Annotated in this window: 12 protein-coding genes; 6 read left to right on the forward strand and 6 right to left on the reverse strand. The window is 40.7% G+C overall.

What is annotated here, in order from left to right; translation table 11 throughout:
- Positions 1 to 6: 6 nt before the first annotated feature.
- The 6 genes from ribH to glyA form a co-directional block, all read right to left on the reverse strand.
- The gene (gene ribH / locus SJ2017_RS15860; RefSeq protein WP_055023789.1) at positions 7 to 486 is read right to left on the reverse strand and encodes a 6,7-dimethyl-8-ribityllumazine synthase; all 480 of its coding nucleotides are present in this window, start codon (positions 484 to 486) and stop codon (positions 7 to 9) included.
- A 121-nt stretch (positions 487 to 607) separates the two neighbouring features.
- Positions 608 to 1711, reverse strand: a complete 1104-nt coding sequence (ribBA, locus tag SJ2017_RS15865; RefSeq protein WP_055023756.1) for a bifunctional 3,4-dihydroxy-2-butanone-4-phosphate synthase/GTP cyclohydrolase II — start codon at positions 1709 to 1711, stop codon at positions 608 to 610.
- Between the two features lie 69 nt (positions 1712 to 1780).
- Positions 1781 to 2437 (reverse strand): riboflavin synthase, encoded by a 657-nt coding sequence (locus SJ2017_RS15870; protein WP_080916368.1) that lies wholly within the window; start codon positions 2435 to 2437, stop codon positions 1781 to 1783.
- A gap of 86 nt (positions 2438 to 2523) precedes the next feature.
- Positions 2524 to 3663, reverse strand: a complete 1140-nt coding sequence (ribD, locus tag SJ2017_RS15875; RefSeq protein ID WP_080916369.1) for a bifunctional diaminohydroxyphosphoribosylaminopyrimidine deaminase/5-amino-6-(5-phosphoribosylamino)uracil reductase RibD — start codon at positions 3661 to 3663, stop codon at positions 2524 to 2526.
- A 70-nt stretch (positions 3664 to 3733) separates the two neighbouring features.
- The gene (gene nrdR, locus SJ2017_RS15880) at positions 3734 to 4183 is read right to left on the reverse strand and encodes a transcriptional regulator NrdR (RefSeq protein ID WP_055023753.1); all 450 of its coding nucleotides are present in this window, start codon (positions 4181 to 4183) and stop codon (positions 3734 to 3736) included.
- A 176-nt stretch (positions 4184 to 4359) separates the two neighbouring features.
- Positions 4360 to 5616, reverse strand: coding sequence for a serine hydroxymethyltransferase (gene glyA / locus SJ2017_RS15885; RefSeq protein WP_055023752.1), 1257 nt, complete (start codon positions 5614 to 5616; stop codon positions 4360 to 4362).
- A gap of 188 nt (positions 5617 to 5804) precedes the next feature.
- Between glyA and ettA the strand changes: the two genes are divergently transcribed.
- The 6 genes from ettA (at position 5805) to SJ2017_RS21635 (ending at position 18340) form a co-directional block, all read left to right on the forward strand.
- On the forward strand, positions 5805 to 7472 hold the full coding sequence (ettA, locus tag SJ2017_RS15890; RefSeq protein WP_065108633.1) for an energy-dependent translational throttle protein EttA: 1668 nt from the start codon (positions 5805 to 5807) through the stop codon (positions 7470 to 7472).
- A 579-nt stretch (positions 7473 to 8051) separates the two neighbouring features.
- Positions 8052 to 9224, forward strand: coding sequence for a hypothetical protein (locus tag SJ2017_RS15895; RefSeq protein ID WP_080916371.1), 1173 nt, complete (start codon positions 8052 to 8054; stop codon positions 9222 to 9224).
- Between the two features lie 293 nt (positions 9225 to 9517).
- Positions 9518 to 10639 (forward strand): efflux RND transporter periplasmic adaptor subunit, encoded by a 1122-nt coding sequence (locus SJ2017_RS15900; RefSeq protein WP_080916372.1) that lies wholly within the window; start codon positions 9518 to 9520, stop codon positions 10637 to 10639.
- Complete coding sequence (locus SJ2017_RS15905; protein WP_080916373.1) at positions 10639 to 13749, forward strand: multidrug efflux RND transporter permease subunit; 3111 nt, start codon at positions 10639 to 10641, stop codon at positions 13747 to 13749. The genes SJ2017_RS15900 and SJ2017_RS15905 overlap by 1 nt, the downstream gene beginning before the upstream one ends.
- A gap of 80 nt (positions 13750 to 13829) precedes the next feature.
- Complete coding sequence (locus tag SJ2017_RS15910; RefSeq protein ID WP_119968472.1) at positions 13830 to 14303, forward strand: LabA-like NYN domain-containing protein; 474 nt, start codon at positions 13830 to 13832, stop codon at positions 14301 to 14303.
- Positions 14304 to 14671: 368 nt separating this feature from the next.
- A complete protein-coding gene (locus SJ2017_RS21635) occupies positions 14672 to 18340 on the forward strand; it encodes an EAL domain-containing protein (RefSeq protein ID WP_276328897.1) in 3669 nt (1222 codons plus the stop codon).
- The last annotated feature ends 13 nt before the right edge of the window (positions 18341 to 18353 follow it).

Below are 18353 nucleotides of genomic sequence, written 5' to 3' on the forward strand. Positions count from 1 at the left end.
CTACTACTATACCAACTGTTGTTCTAATTCTTGCAGAACATTAACCATTTCAAGTAGGCCAAGGGCAGCTTCAGTACCTTTGTTACCTGCTTTAGTACCAGAGCGCTCAATTGCTTGCTCAATGGTATCTGTGGTTAACACGCCAAATGAAACAGGAATATCAAACTCTAAAGCAACTTGAGCTAGACCCTTATTACACTCGCCTGCAACTAAATCAAAATGCGGAGTACCACCACGAATCACAGCACCAAGTGCAATGATACCGTCAAATTTCCCACAAGCAGCAACACGTCGTGCAGCCAGCGGTAATTCAACAGCGCCAGGAACACGAACAACAGTAATGTTGTCATCTTCAACCTGACCAAAACGTTTTAGTGTATCTATTGCGCCATCAAGCAGACTCTCAACTAAGAAACTATTGAAACGCGATACAACGATCGCCACTTTGGCATTTTTTGCTTCGATATTACCTTGAACTACGTTCATTATCTTACCTAAATTAGCTAAAGCACCCAGCTCTGGGCAAAAGTGGCGGTATAATACCACAGCAAAATGCCCTGAGTCCTGTGCAATTAATGATAAATGTTAACTTCACTAAATTAGTGAATTATTCTGCAATGTAATCAGTCACTTCTAAACCGAAGCCTGATAACGAATGATAATGTTTCGGCGAACTCAATAGTCTCATGGTGCTGACACCAAGACTTGAGAGTATTTGCGAACCGATGCCCACTTTACGTGAGGTGCCGACCCATTTCGCCGCTGTTGGTGCTTGACCTTTGTCTTCTGCTTCAAACGCTTTTACTTTGGCTAGCATCTCACTTGAATGCTCTTCATGGCCTAATAACACTAAAACACCACCTTCATTAGCGATGCGTTCCATCGCTTTTTCTAGTGGCCAGCTACGTTTTTGATCTCGCTCAGAGTGAAGCAAATCGTTAAATGTATTTTGCAAGTGCACACGGACTAAACAATCAGCTTTCACTTCACCTTTTACCAATGCATAGTGCAATTGATTATCGATGGTGTCTCTAAATGTCACCATAGTAAACTCACCGAAACGTGTGGGTAGTTTACATTCTGCTTCACGCACAACAGTGGTTTCTTTGGTATTACGGTACTCAATTAAATCAGCAATTGTCCCCATTTTAATACCGTGTTTTTCACTAAACACTTCTAAATCAGGACAGCGTGCCATCGTGCCGTCATCATTTAAAATCTCAACGATCACACCTGAAGGCTCCAAACCTGCTAATCGAGCTAAATCGCAACCTGCTTCAGTGTGTCCAGCACGCGTTAATACGCCGCCATCTTGCGCCATTAATGGGAAAATATGCCCAGGCTGAACTAAGTCAGCGGCTTTAGCATCTTTTGCAACAGCCGCCTGAACTGTAACAGCACGATCATGAGCTGAAATGCCTGTTGTTACACCTGTTGCAGCTTCAATTGATACAGTAAAGTTTGTCGAGAACTGTGCATTATTATTAGTTACCATTAAAGGTAAATTTAACTGCATACAGCGCTCTTTGGTCATCGTTTGGCAAATCAATCCACGACCATAGGTCGCCATAAAGTTAATTGCCTCAGGCGTCACCTTTTCGGCCGCCATGATAAGATCGCCTTCATTCTCTCTATCTTCATCGTCCATCAAGATAACCATTTTACCCTGACGAATATCTTCGATGATTTCTTCTATACTGTGTAGTGCCATGTTAAGACCTTTATGTTTAGTTTTTCTATATCAGCAACATAGGCTAAATATATTCGGGTATTCTATTTTCTATCGCATAAATCCGGCGTTGGCTAGCATTTCCATAGTGATGCCGCCTTCGGATTTTGTGGCTTTTTCAGCGCTCATCAAGCGCTCTAAATAACGTGCAATTAAATCCACTTCAATATTGACCTTACTGCCGGCTTGCAAAGCCAACAAGGTCGTTTCTTCGGCTGTATGTGGCACAATCGTTAACCTAAAACGATGCCCATCAATTTCGTTAACTGTTAAACTAACTCCGTCAACGGTTATTGAGCCTTTATGAGCGATATATCGAGATAAGTCTTCTGGTGCGAGTAACCAAAACTCGATGGCTTTTCCGCGCACATTTCGTTGCTCAACTCTTGCAATACCATCAACATGCCCGCTTACCATATGGCCGCCTAAACGCGTCGTTGGCATCACCGCTTTTTCAAGGTTAACCTTTTGTCCGACTTTATAATCAGCAAAACCAGTTAGTGCGACAGTTTCAGCTGAAATATCTGCAACATAACCATCAGGTAGACATTGTACAACCGTTAAGCACACGCCATTGGTTGCAATACTATCTCCTAGTTTGACATCAGATAAATCCAAACTACCACTTGCAACATTTAAACGAATATCATCGCCTTTGCGATCAATTTTTCTTAATGTGCCTAGGGCTTCAATAATGCCGGTAAACATAAATACTCACTTGTTATCTTATTCAATATTATTTAACAGTGTTCGTTGCCTAATACCGTTTAAATAATGGCAAAAAATCTTGTTGCTTATAGAGCAAATATCATTCTTAGATCTGCACCGACTCGACGCGTATCGTTAAGTTGTATTTTAGGGATATCTGACATGGCTTGGTAATCATCAAGCTGGACTAAATTACGACCTTGGCTACCCAGTAACTTCATCGCTTGATATAAATACAATTCATCACCTAAGCCTTGTTTGATGACGCTACCCGCTAATGTTGCTCCAGCTTCTACGAGAACCGTATTGCATTGCTTACCTAAATAAGTAAATAACGCATGTAAATCAACGCGTCCATCATCATTTGCACCAATAGTGATACAACTAACATGATTGTTAAATCTTTCTCTCACTTCTGCGGGGTATTCCACACATGAAACCAACAGTATAGGAGACGCTATTTCAAACAGTGTAAAGTCATTTGTTAGCCTAGCTTTACTATCTAGAATAACCCTTAATGGTTGTTTAATTTCACTTTCTGCTAAATGCTCTTTTACACTGCCTAATTCTTCATAACGGACATTCATCGAAGGGTTGTCAGCAAGTAGCGTTTCTACACCAGTTATAATAGCGCATTGTCGAGCACGTAACTTTTGCACATCCGCTCGGGCTTCAGGTCCTGTAATCCATTTAGACACCCCATTAGACAATGCCGTTTTGCCATCAATACTGGCAGCAAGCTTAATGGTAACAAGTGGCAAGCCTGTGAGCATTCGCTTAGTAAACCCAAGATTAAGTTGTTTGGCTTGCTCGGTTAATAATCCGACTTCAACCTCAATTCCCGCTTCTTGTAGCATTCGAATACCATTACCTGCCACTTGCGGGTTGGCATCAACCTCAGCAATAACAACCCTTTTTATCCCCGCATTTATTAACGCTAATGCACAAGGAGGGGTTCGGCCATAATGACTGCAAGGCTCAAGGGTGACATAGGCAGTGGCTTGGCTTAATTTATCTTGCTGCTGATTGGTTTGTACTGCATTTAAAGCGTGAATTTCAGCGTGCGGGCCCCCCGCTTTAATATGATAACCTTGACCAATAATCTGCTCGCCAACGGCAATCACACAGCCTACGTTTGGATTAGGCCGAGTTGTATAACGTCCTTTTTCTGCTAATGAAATTGCCAGACTCATCATTGAAATATCAAGGATAGACCACTGAGACATAAAAACCTTCTTGATTGCACCAAAACGATAAAAAGCAATATTTTGCTAGCGGCAAGTAATGATAATGCGGTTACTTTTGTAACTTAGCGATTGCTTCACCAAATTGAGACACATCTTCAAATGCACGATAAACAGAAGCAAAGCGAATATAGGCAACCTTATCAAGCACCATTAACTGCTCCATCATTAAGTTACCGATCATAGCAGAGTCAATTTCTCGTTCGCCTGTCGCACGAAGCGTGGATTTTATTTTTGTTAATGCTTGCTCAATTTGATCCATAGAAACAGGGCGTTTTTCAACTGCTCTGAGCATACCGCCACGAAGTTTCTCTTCATCAAATGGCTGACGAGTGCCATCTTGTTTGATCACTCTAGGCATCACCAGCTCAGCACCTTCAAAGGTTGTAAAGCGTTCATGGCACTCTGTACATTCCCGGCGACGACGTACTTGGTGGCCATCAGCCACAAGTCGAGAGTCAATCACTTTAGTATCTGTCGCGCTACAAAATGGGCAATGCATATTCGCTCCTGAAATTAAAAAGAAAATGGCTGTAAGTACTCGGTACTTACAGCCATTAAAGTTTATCCTATTTACTTTATAAGGTTAACCTTATCGATAAGATTATCCTGCCAAGATAAATTGAATAAAGCCAGTCTTACTCAATCACGTTCCTGTTACAGAACACTTGAAAGGTATTAACCGTAAACAGGGAACTTAGCACATAATTCAAGCACTTGATTCTTCACACGCTCAATCGTGGCTTCATTATTAATATCGTCAAGTACATCACACATCCAGTTGGTTAATTCAACTGATTCAGTTTCAGTAAAACCACGACGTGTAATTGCAGGAGAACCAATACGTAAACCTGAAGTCACAAACGGTGAACGTGGATCATTTGGCACCGAGTTTTTGTTCACTGTGATGTTAGCTTTGCCTAAGGCAGCATCAGCATCTTTACCAGTCATATCTTTGCTGATTAAATCAAGCAGGAATAAGTGGTTATCAGTACCGCCAGATACCACATCATAGCCACGTTCGATAAAGGTTTTAGCCATCACTTTAGCGTTGGCAACAACTTGCTCTTGGTAAGTCGTAAACTCTGGATCTAATGCTTCTTTAAATGCAACTGCTTTAGCTGCAATAACGTGCATTAATGGACCACCTTGACCGCCAGGGAATACTGCTGAGTTTAATTTTTTATAGATATCTTCATCGTTTGATGCAGATAAAATTAATCCACCACGAGGACCGGCAAGTGTTTTGTGTGTCGTCGTTGTCACTACGTGAGCATGTGGTAACGGGTTCGGATAGATACCAGCAGCAACAAGACCTGCAACGTGGGCCATATCAACAAATAAGTAAGCACCTACTTTGTCAGCGATTTCGCGGAATTTACCCCAATCGATGATACCTGAATATGCAGAGAAACCAGCAATAATCATTTTAGGCTTATGTTCAACAGCTAAACGCTCTACTTCTGCATAATCGATTTTGCCAGTCGTTTCATCAATACCGTACTGAACCGCATTGTATAATTTGCCTGAAAAGCTCACATGAGACCCGTGAGTCAAGTGACCACCGTGTGCCAGGCTCATACCTAAAACGGTGTCACCACCTTGTAAAAGCGCCATGAAAACAGCTGAGTTTGCCTGAGAACCAGAATGCGGCTGAACATTAGCGTATGTTGCGCCGAACAACTCTTTAGCACGTGAAATAGCTAATTCTTCAGCAATATCAACATGCTCACAACCACCATAGTAACGCTTACCAGGGTAACCTTCTGCGTACTTATTGGTTAACTGAGAACCTTGTGCTTCAAGAACACGTGGGCTGGTATAATTTTCTGATGCGATTAATTCAATGTGCTCTTCTTGGCGACGAGTCTCATCTTCAATGGCTTGAAACAGTTGTGGATCGTAATCCGCGATATTCATAGCTTTCTTTAGCATTGGTGTCTCCAACAGCAGTTCTTATATATAGGGTTGCGCGGTATTCTACTCTGCTCTGCGTCACAATCCCAGCATTTAGAACATGAATTTCATTGGAAATTATCTTTAATTTGATTAATCCAAAATTTGAGTTAAACAAAAAATAAAGTAGAATTATCATCATCATTGGTCACTAAAGAACCTTAAAAATGGCTCAATTTGTCTATAGTATGCTGCGGGTAGGAAAGATTGTTCCGCCTAAAAAACAAATTCTCAAAGATATTTCACTTAGTTTTTTCCCTGGCGCCAAAATTGGTGTACTTGGTTTAAATGGTTCTGGTAAATCAACTTTGCTAAAAATCATGGCAGGTTTAGATACCGAAATCGAAGGTGAAGCACGTCCGATGCAGGACCTAAAAATTGGTTACCTGCCACAAGAACCCAAGCTTGATGAATCACAAACAGTTCGTGAAGCAATTGAAGAAGCAGTCAGTGAGGCTAAGAATGCGCTGACTCGTCTGGATGAAGTTTACGCACTTTATGCTGAACCTGACGCCGACTTTGATGCATTAGCAAAAGAGCAAGGTGAACTTGAAGCAATTATTCAGTCTCAAGATGCACATAACCTAGATGTAATTTTAGACCGAGCAGCTAACGCATTACGCTTACCTGATTGGGATGAAAAAATCGAAGTGCTATCTGGTGGTGAACGTCGGCGTGTCGCAATTTGTCGCTTACTACTTGAAAAGCCAGACATGTTGTTACTTGACGAACCAACTAACCACTTGGATGCTGAATCTGTCGCGTGGCTTGAACGTTTCTTACAAGATTATACTGGCACCGTAGTTGCGATTACCCATGATAGATATTTCTTGGATAATGCTGCGGGTTGGATTTTAGAACTTGACCGTGGTGAAGGTATTCCTTGGGAAGGTAACTACTCATCTTGGCTTGAGCAAAAAGATGCACGTCTACAACAAGAGTCTGCAACTGAAAGCGCCCGCCAAAAAACCATTCAAAAAGAATTAGAATGGGTACGCCAAGGCAGTAAAGGTCGTCAATCGAAAGGCAAAGCCCGTATGGCTCGCTTTGAAGAATTGAACACCAACGACTATCAAAAGCGTAACGAAACTAATGAATTGTTCATTCCACCAGGGCCTCGTTTAGGTGACAAAGTAATTGAGGTTAATAACTTAACTAAGTCTTATGGCGATCGAGTGTTGATTGATGACTTAAGTTTCTCAATCCCTAAAGGTGCGATTGTCGGTATAATCGGTGCGAACGGTGCGGGTAAATCAACATTATTTAAAATGATTTCAGGCGCTGAACAACCTGATAGCGGCAGCATCGAAGTGGGTGAATCAGTACAAATTGCTTCGGTTGAGCAATTCCGTGATTCAATGAACGACAAGAATACCGTCTGGCAGGAAATCTCAGATGGACAAGATATCATGCGTATCAACAACACAGAGATCCCAAGTCGTGCTTACGTTGGGCGCTTTAACTTCCGTGGTGGCGATCAGCAAAAAATCATTGGTACCTTATCTGGTGGTGAACGTAACCGTGTTCATTTAGCCAAACTGCTACAAGCTGGTGGTAACGTACTCCTACTCGATGAACCAACCAATGACTTAGATGTTGAAACACTACGTGCGCTAGAAGAGGCACTATTAGAGTTCCCTGGTTGTGCCATGGTTATTTCTCATGACCGTTGGTTCTTAGACAGAATCGCCACTCACATTTTAGATTATCGTGATGAAGGCCAAGTCAACTTCTATGAAGGAAACTACACAGAATACACGGCCTGGTTGAAAGAGCACCTTGGTACTGAAGCCATTGAGCCACATCGTTTAAAATACAAGCGTATTGCTAAATAGTCGCAGGATTATCATTATCTGATTCAGAATAAAATTAATCACTTAATAATAGCCTTAGTCAGTTGATTGTATTGCCATTATAAAAGTCCTATTGATGGTGAAATTCGTTAATTCGAGTTTTCACTTTAAATAGGACTTTTTTATGTTTACCCGCCATTACTTTCACTAATCGCTAAAATAACCACTTACCTATAAAGGCAGTCATAAAAATGACGACTGTCTAAAAACCTGCAATTTGTTAAATTTCTAAATACCTCATGGTTAACTTACTCTGTTGAGCTAATTCACTCGCGTTAACAACATAACTAACATAGCCAACAAAAACTTGGTTCTTTAAAGAACATTAACAATAACTTAAGCACAAGAGGACAAAGCAACATCAGGTATAATAAGGTAACAATATATCAGTCAAACCGCCCTACTGTTGGCTTGTTGTAAAAAAGCGTCAAAAAACCACAATCTATTTGTAAAGACAAATTAACTTAAGTACTATAAAATTATTGACGGATTATTTTACTGTTGACCAGTTGCAGTAGCACAAGGCTATGCACGAACAATTACACAAAAATGGAGGAATCAGTGAGATATAGTCGAATTACTTTTATTTTATTATGTTTTTATGCCAGCAGCTCATTTGGTTTAGAGATTATTTCGAGTAGCGAAACCCAAAAACTACAAGAAATTGAGCAAAAGTATAATATTGATGATTTACTCATTTCTGCCAACGATAAATTGTCAACGCACAAAAAGAAAGAATCAGATTTCCACGCCTTAAGTGTCGAGATTAAAAGCAAGCAAACTGAATATGAACATTTGGTTTCTAAGTTACCAGCTAAAATCTTGTCACGCGCTAACCTAAGTTCTTTTTACCGTGATTTAGAAAATCTTGTCCTTAAAATAGATCAACTTGAAACCAAGTATGATATCGACGGTAAATCCCTTAAGAGAGAATACAAATCGATAATGGCAGAATATGATGTCATTAATGAAACTCGCACAAACAAAGATGAGCAGCTAGCCGCACTTAAAAGTGAAATCACCAAACGCGTTATTGCTGACGTTTCAAAAGCTGACACGGTTCAATCAGTTGATTTAGATGGTTCAACCTTATGTAGTAAATTTCAGTCAATTAACGATTGTTTGAAAGATTCAGAAAGCTACATTGTGACTAATACAATCAAAACTGATCCTTTTTTGAATGAGCGCAGTGTTTTACTTTCATATGACGTCATCGACGCCAGTATGAATATGTCAGGCAACTTAAACTATAAAATTAAGATGGCATTCAAACCTTCATATAACAGTAAAATTGACTCACTGATTAATGAAGAACTAGGCCTTAAATCAGCCATGATTACATTAGTTAGTAATGTCGCCGCTGATTGGTTTGTCGATGGTGTTAAAGTTGGGACTGGTCGTGAAATTTTTCATGAAGTGCCATTAGGTCAACACGGTATTTTGGCTTCTTATCAAACGAAAGATAAGTCGAGTGTTGAGTTCATTCAAGGTAATGGTGTTTTCAACTATAACTTTAACGAAACATCTCGTAATAATGACTTAGTGACATTGCCACAGACCGAAAAAACCAAAAAGCAAACCATGAAAATGAAGCCTAAGCAAGCGAATGTCGCTGCTAAAGATAAGCCTCAAATGAGCCTATCAAACAAGAGCTACGAATATTTCATGGGAATTGAAGCATCGACTAAAGAGCAAAACGAAAGCTTTAATGGAACACCTTCAGCAAAACTGTAGCGTCTCATATTAGAATAAAAAACCACTTAGTATGGCTAAGTGGTTTTTTTGTTTTCTAGCATACCAATTTAAAGAATCAACCTGCTTTACTGTATCTTCCCTCTGGTAACTGTTAAAAAATTGATACCAACTTAGACACAAGTTCACAACTCAGATCCAATAACTAAACACTAATGTTATCAGCATGTTTTGTTACAGTCTTATCTGCTACGCTTTACATTCCTTTACCCTTATATGCTGCTTTTTTTATTAAAATAGCCTCACATCAGCATAGGCATTTTTAGAGTTCATCAATGAAAAAATTAGCATTCCTTATTATTGTTTGTGGCGTTATGGCCGCCGCTTTTTCATTTAGTGGTATTAGTCAGGCCAGTAAATCTAAGCCCGATAGCAACAATAAACCGCAAAGAACTATTCCTGTGGTAACAGGCATTGTTGATCAACATGAGTTATCGCAATCGTTATCATTGATTGGCAAATTAGATGCTGAACAGTCCGTGTTTATTTCCTCACAGGTTGCTGGCCAAATCAGTGATATTCTCATTGAACCAGATCAAAACATTAAAGCGGGTCAAACTATTGTTCAGCTTGATAATGCGAAAGCTAAAGCCGCAACAGCGGAGGCTGCTGCCTACCTTGCAGACGAACAAAGAAAATTGAAAGAGTTTTTAAAGTTAATCAAAAGTAATGCCATTACCCAAACTGAAATTGATGCCCAACGCGCTAATGTCGATATGGCTCAAGCTCGCCTTGCCTCCGCTCAAGCCGATTTAAACTACCACACACTTAAAGCTCCGTTTTCAGGCTCAGCAGGATTAATTGATTTTAGTGTTGGTAAGATGATTTCGGTTGGTACTGAATTGCTTGCTTTTGACGATCTATCTAGCATGAGACTTGATCTACAAGTTCCTGAGCATTACTTATCGTTACTTTCAAATGGCATGGCCGTTAATGCACAAAGTCGTGCTTGGCCTGATCAAGTATTTACAGGCAAAATCATTGCCATCGACTCTCGCATTAATCAAGACACCTTAAACTTACGGGTGAGAGTACAGTTTGATAACCCCGAAAACCGTTTAAAGCCAGGTATGATGATGGCTGCAGTACTTAACTTCCCTGCAGTTTCTGAACCTGTCATTCCAGTCCAAGCAATTGAATACTCTGGCACAAAGCGTTTTGTGTATATCATCAACGAAAACAACATAGCAAAACGCACTGAAGTAACATTGGGCGCTCGTATTGACAACGAAGTGTTAATTTCTGACGGCTTAAATATTGGTGACCATGTTGTAGTTCAAGGGTTAGTTAATATGCGTGATGGGGTATTAGTGGATGTGCTTGAACAGCAAAATACAGCTGAGCGCCTAGCCAATGAAAACACAGCAGAAGAAAGTAACCAGCAGGAGAAAAGCTAATGTGGCTTTCTGATGTTTCAGTCAAGCGTCCTGTTGTCGCTATTGTACTCAGCTTATTATTGGGTGTATTTGGCCTAGTTTCACTGTCAAAACTGTCGATTCGAGAAATGCCGGATGTTGAAAATCCTGTAGTCACGGTAATGACCACCTATAGTGGCGCTTCAGCCACTATTATGGAAAGCCAAATTACCACCACGATTGAAGATGAGTTAACGGGTATTAGTGGTGTTGATGAAATTGAATCTGTCACTCGTAATGGTATGTCCCGCATTACTGTCACATTTTTACTTGGCTGGGATTTAACAGAAGGCGTGAGTGATGTGCGTGATGCTGTAGCGAGAGCTCAGCGCCGCCTTCCAGATGAAGCTGACGATCCTGTAGTATCTAAAGACAATGGCTCAGGCGAGCCGTCTATTTATGTCAACCTGAGTTCATCAACGATGGACCGAACTCAGCTCACCGATTACTCCCAACGAGTATTAGAAGATCGTTTTAACTTGATCACAGGAGTCAGCTCAATTTCCATCACGGGCGGACTTTACAAAGTCATGTATGTTCAATTAAAACCTGAACTCATGGCAGGACGTAATGTGTCGGCCAACGACATCGTATCAGCACTAAAGACTGAAAACGTTGAAACGCCAGGCGGCGAAGTTCGTAACGACACTACGGTCATGACGGTTCGTACAGCAAGACTCTATAACCACCCAGAGGACTTTGACTACTTAGTCGTTCGTACTGCCGACGATGGCACACCTGTTTACCTAAAAGATGTCGCGGATGTATTTATCGGTGCAGAGAACGAGAACTCAACCTTTAAAAGTGATGGCGTTGCTAACCTTTCTTTAGGCATTGTAGCCCAATCTGATGCGAACCCATTAGATGTCGCGAAATGGGTTCATCAAGAAGTCGATAGAATCCAAGACTTCTTACCTGATGGTACGGCGCTCGTGGTCGATTATGACTCTACCATTTTCATTTCTCGCTCAATCGATGAGGTCTATAACACCTTAATTATCACTGCAGTATTAGTGATATTGGTGCTGTATATTTTTATCGGCCAAGTCCGTGCGACGTTAATTCCTGCGGTGACTGTGCCTGTATCGTTAATTGCGGCATTTATTGCGGCTAACTCATTCGGTTTTTCAATTAACCTTCTCACATTGATGGCGCTGATCCTAGCCATCGGACTGGTTGTTGATGACGCTATTGTGGTCGTTGAAAATATTTTCCATCACATTGAAAAAGGTGAACCTCCTTTACTTGCTGCCTACAAAGGAGCTCGCGAGGTTGGCTTTGCAGTTGTCGCCACTACTGCAGTATTAGTTATGGTGTTTTTACCCATTTCATTTATGGAAGGCATGGTTGGATTACTGTTTACTGAGTTCTCGGTAATGCTTGCAATGTCGGTGTTATTTTCATCGCTTATTGCATTAACGCTTACCCCCGTACTCGGTAGTAAATTGCTAAAAGCCAATGTAAAACCTAACCGTTTTAACTTATGGGTAGACGGGTTATTTGATGCACTAGAAATACAATACCGCCGTGTCGTGAGTAAAGCTGTGCAATTCCGTATGGCTGCACCATTGGTTATTGTTGCGTGCGTGGCTGGTAGTGGCTGGTTGTTAAATCAAGTACCTGCTCAATTAGCTCCTCAGGAAGACCGAGGCGTTATTTTTGCCTTCATTAAAGGCGCCGAAGGCACTAGCTACAATCGCATGTCTGCCAATATGGAAATCGTAGAGCAGCGACTATTACCTATGCTAGGTGATGGCGTTATAAAATCATTTAGTATTCAAGCACCGGCATTTGGCGGCCGAGCTGGCGATCAGACTGGTTTTGTTATTATTCAGCTGGAAGAATGGCAAGACAGGAATATTAATGCACAGCAAGCGTTAGGGATAGTCGCAAAAGCACTAGAAGGCATCCCTGATGTCATGGTACGCCCAATGTTGCCAGGCTTTAGAGGTAAATCAAGTGAGCCAGTACAGTTTGTATTAGGTGGCTCCGATTATGAAGAGCTGTTTGATTGGGCGCAAAAACTACAACAAGAAGCGGATTTAAGCCCGATATTAGAAGGGGCTGATCTTGATTATGCTGAAACAACCCCAGAACTATTAGTTAGTGTCGATCGTGAGCGTGCAGCAGAACTTGGCGTGAGTGTCACTGAAGTTTCAGACACCTTAGAAATCATGCTTGGCGGTCGCAGCGAAACCACCTTTATTGAGCGTGGCGAAGAGTATGATGTGTACCTACAAGGCGATGAAAACAGCTTTAACAGTGTCGCCGATTTAAGTCAGATATATATGCGCACTTCAAAGGGCGACCTTATCACCTTAGATACCATCACCCGAATTGATGAAGTGGCTTCAGCGCAAAAACTTAGCCATTTGAATAAACAAAAGTCCATCAGCTTAAAAGCCAATTTAGGCGAAGGATATACCTTAGGTGAAGCATTAGATTTTCTCGATGCGAAAGCCATTGAAATGCTGCCAAGCGATATCACCATTTCATATACAGGTGAGTCAAAAGATTTTAAGGAAAACCAAAGCAGCGTTTTCATCGTGTTTGGTCTTGCGTTATTAGTCGCATACTTAGTACTTGCGGCTCAGTTTGAAAGCTTTATCAATCCGTTGGTCGTTATGTTTACTGTACCCATGGGCATATTCGGCGGATTCCTTGGGCTGTATTTCACTGGCCAAGGGCTCAACATTTATAGCCAAATTGGCATGATCATGTTAATTGGTATGGTCACCAAAAACGGCATTTTAATTGTTGAGTTTGCTAATCAGTTGCGTGATAAAGGACTCTCTCTCGAACAAGCAATTATCGATGCCTCAGCCAGACGTTTAAGACCGATTCTCATGACGGCCTTCACCACTTTAATTGGAGCAATCCCATTAATATTATCGACAGGGGCAGGTTCAGAAAGTCGCATCGCTGTCGGTACGGTAGTGTTCTTTGGGATGGCATTTGCTACTCTAGTGACACTCTTAGTCATCCCAGCTATGTATCGACTCATATCAGGGGCAACAAAGTCGCCAGGCTTTGTGGAGCAGCAACTTAATTTGGCTATTGAGCAACAAAAAGCAAGCGCCAGCAAATCATAGTTAGCTCTAAGGGTTTAGCCTACCTTGGCTAAACCCTGCTTGAACAAGTTAAATTAATTAAAATGGATAATAGGTGTCACATGGAAAAAGTTGCCGTATTTGTTGATGTGCAGAACATCTATTACACATGTAAACAAGCCTTTGGGCGTTCATTTAACTATCGAGCCTTATTCCAAAACCTCAATTATACAACTCAAATTGAATATGCCATTGCCTATGCCATCGCTCCGGCGGACGATGGCCAAGTTAAGTTTCAAGATGCACTTAAACATATTGGTTTTGAAGTTAAACTCAAACCTTATATTCAAAGAAGTGATGGCAGCGCCAAAGGTGACTGGGATGTCGGCATTACCATCGATGTTTTAGACTATGCCGAGCAAGTAGATAAAGTCATTTTGCTTTCTGGTGACGGTGACTTCGACTTACTGATGGCAAAAGTAGCGCAAAAATTTAACTGTAAAACCGAAGTCATTAGTGTGACAGAGTTAACCGCTAAATCTTTATTAGATGTGATTTCCCATCATACCCCTATCGATAACCAGCTTTTAATTTAGCCCTAACACTCCTCCAACCAAACCTGCTTAAACGCACTTATGTAGCACAAAGAACAGTCTAAGCAGGCCAAAGTCTTTACAATCCGCTGCTAATTCGAGCAATAATACATTTCAACAAACTATTTCCTCAAGAAACGTAACGATTGCCGATACAAAGTCACACAAGAAGTATTGTTTTACCGCATTACATACGTTTACAAAATTGGTTAAAATGCGTAACGATATAATAACCACATAAAATAAGGGCTTTAAATGTTATCAGCGTTAAAACATCTGCTTTTATTCTCTATTGTGGCTACTATTTTTTTGCTGTTTCTCTGTCTCCCCATAGCGCTCAGGCTGAGCAATTTCAGCTGGAAACCCTTACAATTAGTGATGGCCTACCGTCCTCTAGCATTACCACGTTGTATCAACAACGGGATGGATTTATTTGGTTTGGTACCGATACTGGAGCCAGTCGCTATGATGGGGTTAACTTTACCAATTTTCAGTTCTCTGAATCTGACAAGACCCACATATCCAACAACTACATCACCAAAATCCATGAAGATCGCAGTGGCAATATTTGGATAGCTACCGAAGATGGCTTAAACCAGTTAACCCAAGACAATGAAATCATCATTCATAATATGATTTCCACCCAGTCCAGCTTAGGTTCGAGTTGGATTATAGAAATTTATGAACAAGAAAATGGCTTGCTATGGTTTGGCACTGGCTCAGGACTAACCCAATATAACCCGCAAAACAAACAGTTCACTGCCTACTCATTATTTGATGAAAATCAAGCATACGAAACCTCAGTCAGCGGAGTTTTTAGCGATCACAATGGTACTATTTGGGCCGTCACTGACTACGGCTTAGCCACACTCAACACACAATCGAATCAACTCGAAATAGTGAAGTTTGAAGGTGAACTTGCAAAGCAACTAGACCCGGTCATTTTCTATGGCGCCAAAAAAGCCAAGAATGGCGAAATATGGCTCGGTAGCTATCGAAATGGATTATTCAAACTCAACTTAGAAACTCGCAGCATCAACAATATCCATTTCAACAAGGATAACCCGAGTAATCAGCAGCTCCCATCCAATCACATTCAAAGCTTCACCTTTAAAGACGACAACACCCTATGGGTAACACACGGTAAAGGTGCTAGCCGCATTACATTAGACACCATGAGCTTTTCACACCTGACTCATGAGGCATTTAACCCTAATTCGATGCCAAGTGATTATGTCCCGATTGTAATGGTTGATCAGTCTGGTGGGGTTTGGTTTGGTACCGGTAATGGCGCATCGCTGTATTCTAATTTTAAACAAGGAACACGTTTATACAGACCCAAACCGATTAGCTCTGAATTATCCGGAAATATGGTCTATTGGTTCGATTTTGATAAAGATAACAATACTTGGATAAGCACGACAAAAGGCATAGATAAACTAAGGTTAAATAAAGATTTAATCTCTTTGCAGCCTATTTCTGAGTTAACTCCTTCGATGATTTATAGTGCAACAATCGATGACGCCAACACCATGTGGATTTCCCAAGCAGATGGTTTGACAGTATATGATATTGATACAGAACGTTTACGCCACTTCAGTAATGCTAAAGATAACCCTCATGGTTTGCCTGAAAGCGAATTTTATTTAGCACTGCCTGATAATCATGGCAACGCATGGATCACAGGCTACCTTGATGTAGGGCTCATTTTATTTAACCCTGACAAAGGGATACTAAAGCAGCTACTGCATCACAATGATAATTCTTATGCCGCGGGTGGAAACTTCACCTTTGATAAGCAGCTTCTCCATAATGGCGAGCTATGGCTAGCGACAACCAATGCTATATACCGAGTCAATCCACAAACCTACGAAGTCAAACACCTTCCTTTAGGTAGTGAAGCGCAAAATATTCGTACCGTTAAAATATATCAAGATGAGAACAATACTGTTTGGGTCGCAAGCCAAGGTCTAGGCCTGGTCAAAATTGAAGTGAGTGACTTCTGGAGTGACGATTTACAACTTGAATATATTACTAAAGAAGATGGTTTAGCTTCGAATACTCTTAAAGGTGTCACAGGCGATGGTCAAGGGCATTTGTGGATCACGACACAATCTAAATTCGCCAAGATGCACATCGAAACTCAAAAAATCACTAAATTTCCTAGTGCTATCAATCACAAAGATAGCTCTTTTTCAGATGCTGCCATCGCATTTCAAAAAGATGAGTTGTATATAGGTACAAACAACGGTGCCTTTAAAATTGATACACGAGCAATTAAAAGTAACCAATTTTCCCCACAGGTTCATATAACATCGGCATTAATTGCCAATGAAGAATATATCCACTTAAACAGTAACCATAGTATTGATGCATTAACCCTAGACTATGAACAAAATATGGTGCAATTTTCATTCGCTGCACTGGATTTTAATGCGCCGCAAAAAAACCAATATCGATATAAACTGCATGGCTTTGATGAACGCTGGATATATTCGCAAAACATTTCCACAGCAACCTATACCAACCTTCATGCAGGTGATTATCGTTTTGTCGTGCAAGGCAGTAATAGCGATGGTATTTGGAGTCCGTTAATTGCAGAGCTTTCATTCACCATTAAAAAACCCTGGTGGTATTTTGCCATCATTAGTTTAGTACTTGTGTGTGCGTTATTGACCTTTTTATTTTTGTTAACCCGTTATCAAAAAGTCACAGAGTTGAAAAACCGAGCTAATTTCGACACGTTAACAGGCTTATCAAATCGATTCCGTTTTAATACTGTACTTGAAGCCACTGTGAATCAAAAACATCAGCATGCTGCGGTTGCTTTTATCGACCTTGATTACTTCAAGGAAGTCAATGACTCGATGGGACACGACATAGGTGATGAGCTGATTATTCAAGTGAGCAAACGCCTATCATCAAACCTCAAAAGTGATGACCTATTAGCCCGCTTAGGCGGTGATGAGTTTGCAATTATTCTTCGAAATCCGGGCGAGCTTTCACAGCTAGTGAATATCATTGAACGCCTAAGATTAGCAATTAACACAGGCTATCAAATACAGGAACATTGGATTAAGAGCTCTGCCAGTATTGGGGTTGCTTGCTACCCTGAAGATGGTCTGGATGCGAAGACGTTACTAAAACATGCCGATACCGCGATGTATGCTGCTAAACAAGCAGGACGTAATAGCGCCTACTTTTTTAATGAAGCACTGTCAGTCGCCTTACAAGAAAAAATTTCGATTAAACAGCAGCTTCAACATGCATTAACCAATGATGAGTTTGAGTTGTATTATCAGCCTAAAATTTGCCTTAAAACAGGTAATATCCGTTCATTTGAAGCATTGTTGCGCTGGTTCCACCCCGAAAAAGGTTTGATACCACCCGATAAGTTTATTCCAGAAGCTGAAAGTAATGGTCAAATCATTGAAATTGGTTATTGGGTTATTAAACAGGCTTGTATCACGGCAAATCAATGGCACCAAGAAGGCTTGCTCAAAGGGAGTGTGTCGGTCAATATCTCCCCTGTGCAGTTATCTCAGCCAGATATTAGCGAAAAAATCGAAGCCATATTAGTGGAAACCGGTTTCCCAGCAGAGAAACTGGAACTGGAAATTACCGAATCACTTCTGATTGAGAATGTTGAAACCGCTAAAAAGGTGCTAAACCAATTACATGATTTAAAAATCAGACTCAGTTTAGATGACTTTGGTAAGGGGTATTCATCCTTAAATTACCTCACCCGATTCCCATTAAATACCTTAAAAATCGACAAAGGTTTTATCGATAGCTTTTTAGATAATGAAGCCGCAAAAGCGGTCTTAAAAAACATTATTAATTTAGGTAATGACCTAAAAATGCAAATTATCGCAGAAGGGATTGAAACTGAAATGCAATTAATTAAACTCATTCAGTACCAGTGTCATACTGGTCAAGGTTACATTTTCAGCCCAGCGGTAAATACCCAAAGTGCTTATAAGATGCTAACAGGTGAAATGGTATTACTGCCTAAATTTATGCAAAACAAAGTTGGCTAAATAAGCATTTTAA

Origin of the sequence: Shewanella japonica (genome assembly GCF_002075795.1) — a bacterium.
Classification (GTDB): domain Bacteria; phylum Pseudomonadota; class Gammaproteobacteria; order Enterobacterales; family Shewanellaceae; genus Shewanella; species Shewanella japonica.

Excerpts from the sequence above, each read along its gene's own strand:
- ribD (WP_080916369.1), bottom strand. The coding sequence starts at position 3,663 with ATGTCTCAGTGGTCTATCCTTGATATTTCAATGATGAGTCTGGCAATT.
- SJ2017_RS15910 (WP_119968472.1), top strand. The coding sequence starts at position 13,830 with ATGGAAAAAGTTGCCGTATTTGTTGATGTGCAGAACATCTATTACACA.
- SJ2017_RS15905 (WP_080916373.1), top strand. The coding sequence starts at position 10,639 with ATGTGGCTTTCTGATGTTTCAGTCAAGCGTCCTGTTGTCGCTATTGTA.
- ribBA (WP_055023756.1), bottom strand. The coding sequence starts at position 1,711 with ATGGCACTACACAGTATAGAAGAAATCATCGAAGATATTCGTCAGGGT.
- ettA (WP_065108633.1), top strand. The coding sequence starts at position 5,805 with ATGGCTCAATTTGTCTATAGTATGCTGCGGGTAGGAAAGATTGTTCCG.
- SJ2017_RS15900 (WP_080916372.1), top strand. The coding sequence starts at position 9,518 with ATGAAAAAATTAGCATTCCTTATTATTGTTTGTGGCGTTATGGCCGCC.
- SJ2017_RS15870 (WP_080916368.1), bottom strand. The coding sequence starts at position 2,437 with ATGTTTACCGGCATTATTGAAGCCCTAGGCACATTAAGAAAAATTGAT.
- nrdR (WP_055023753.1), bottom strand. The coding sequence starts at position 4,183 with ATGCATTGCCCATTTTGTAGCGCGACAGATACTAAAGTGATTGACTCT.
- glyA (WP_055023752.1), bottom strand. The coding sequence starts at position 5,616 with ATGCTAAAGAAAGCTATGAATATCGCGGATTACGATCCACAACTGTTT.
- ribH (WP_055023789.1), bottom strand. The coding sequence starts at position 486 with ATGAACGTAGTTCAAGGTAATATCGAAGCAAAAAATGCCAAAGTGGCG.